Origin of the sequence: Mesorhizobium sp. M1C.F.Ca.ET.210.01.1.1, assembly GCF_004791585.1 — a bacterium.
Classification (GTDB): Bacteria; Pseudomonadota; Alphaproteobacteria; order Rhizobiales; family Rhizobiaceae; genus Mesorhizobium.
In genome coordinates this window covers 1-1717 of sequence record NZ_SRUU01000080.1, presented here as the reverse complement: position 1 = coordinate 1717, position 1717 = coordinate 1, and the positions used below count along the sequence as shown (strand labels likewise).

General features: G+C 66.3%; 1 protein-coding gene. It reads right to left on the bottom strand.

All coding sequences use genetic code 11. The features are described 5' to 3' along the window. Positions 1-26 precede the first annotated feature (26 nt). Entirely contained in the window at positions 27-1565 is a 1539-nt protein-coding gene (locus EN853_RS32970; protein ID WP_245517513.1) for a transposase, read from the bottom strand. Between the last annotated feature and the right edge of the window lie 152 nt (positions 1566-1717).

Genomic DNA, 1717 nt, shown 5'->3' with positions numbered 1-1717 from the left:
CGTAAGAGGGGCAAAAGTCGCGGCGGTCAGGCTGCGGAGCGGCTGCTGACGATGTTGGGCAGGTATGGGACGTGAGGGGCGTTGGTGATTTCGAGGCGGGCGCCGAGGTAGTCCCAGAAGGAAAGCCGGAGCTTTTGGCAGGTTTTGCTGAGGCCGAGGAAGGCATCGCGACAGGCGCGGCCTGCCTGCGAGCGGGTTCCGCCCGAAATCTTGCGCCTGATCACTTGGCAGCGGATATCGTTCTCGGAACCGTTTGTATGAAGCGGGATCTCGGGTCGATCGAGGACGGTCAGCAACTCGGCCTTGTTGGCATGAAGCCTGGCCAGCAGCCGGTCGAGCATGGCAAAGCCGGTGCGGCGTTTGAAGATGCGGTCGAAGCGCGCCTGCATCTGGACCTTGCGGCGGCGTGAGGGCTGTCGCTTGTAGGCTTTGAGATCGCCGTAGAACCGCCAGATCAGCGATCGGACGTGCTTTTGGGCCTTGCGGTGCGGATCGCAGAAGGTGTCGAGCTTGTGGACCAGGCGCTCGGCATGGACCCAGCACAGGGCATGGCGTGCGACCTCGAACTGGCCGGCATCGTCGCTCAGCACGACGGTGTCGGGGAGCAGGCCATGGGCCTTGACGGCGCCCCACAACGCGCCTTCGGTGGCCAGCCGCGGTGGGTCGAGGCTGTGCTTGATGTTGGGGAAGTCGAGGCGCTCGAGGTGGCTCATCCAGGCCCGCTCGTCAGCGAAGTGCTTGTCGGGATGCTCGGCCAGACGGGCGATGGCATGCTGGGGCAAGGCGCGGTCGCGCATGTAGGCCAGCGCCGCGGCGTTGACCACATAGTCGGTGTGGCCGGCGCGCAGCAGCTCCAGGAAGTTGAGGCGGCTCTTGGAGCTCGTAGTGGCGAACCAGGTGAAGTGCTCGTTGCCGATCTGGGTGCAGGTCGCGTTCCTGGCCTGATGGCGGGCGCCGGTGTCGTCGACGCTGATCCAGGCGCTGGCAAGGCCGGCCCGCAGCACGTCGCAGGCCTCGGCGAGGAACAGCTGCTTGTCGGCGATTAACAGGCGCACGAGCTGCCGCTTGGAGATCGCCATGCCGAGCTCCCGCAACAGTTCCAAAAGGCGCGGCATGGTGATCTGGCCCTGATGGTAGAGTGCCAGCACGAAGCGCTGCAACCCCGGCCCGAAATGGCCCGAAAGGCTGGCCGGCAGCGGTGCCGTCAGCGTTGTCCCGTCCGGCCGCAACCAGCGCTCGCAGCGAAAACGGATCACCTGCGGGCGCAGCACCAGATCCTGCACCACGAAGTCCGTGTAGCCCTTGAAGCGCGAGCCGGGCGGCACCGAGGCAGCCGTCACGATGCGCTCTTCGTTGATCACCAGCTTGGCGTTCTTGGTGCCCCGGCCGCGACGCTGGCCATCGCCCGGCTTGCCGGCCGCGCGCCCGCTCGCCTTCTCCATGCCGCTTGGCGTGCTGGGCTTGATGTCCGGGCGACCCTTCCCGCCCTTCAGCCGCGCGATCTCGTCACGCTGCTGCGCAACCGTCCGCTCCAGCTCCGCCACCCGACTCAGCAGCTGGATCACCAGCGCCCTCAGATCGGCGTTCGACAGCGACTCAATGTTCGCAGGCGGCGACATCGCCGCAATGAATCAGAAATGCGGCCAGGCCGGAATCGGGCCACCCCAACCCGAGTCAATCTGACGCAGCCCTCGCCACAACTTTTGCCCCTCTTACC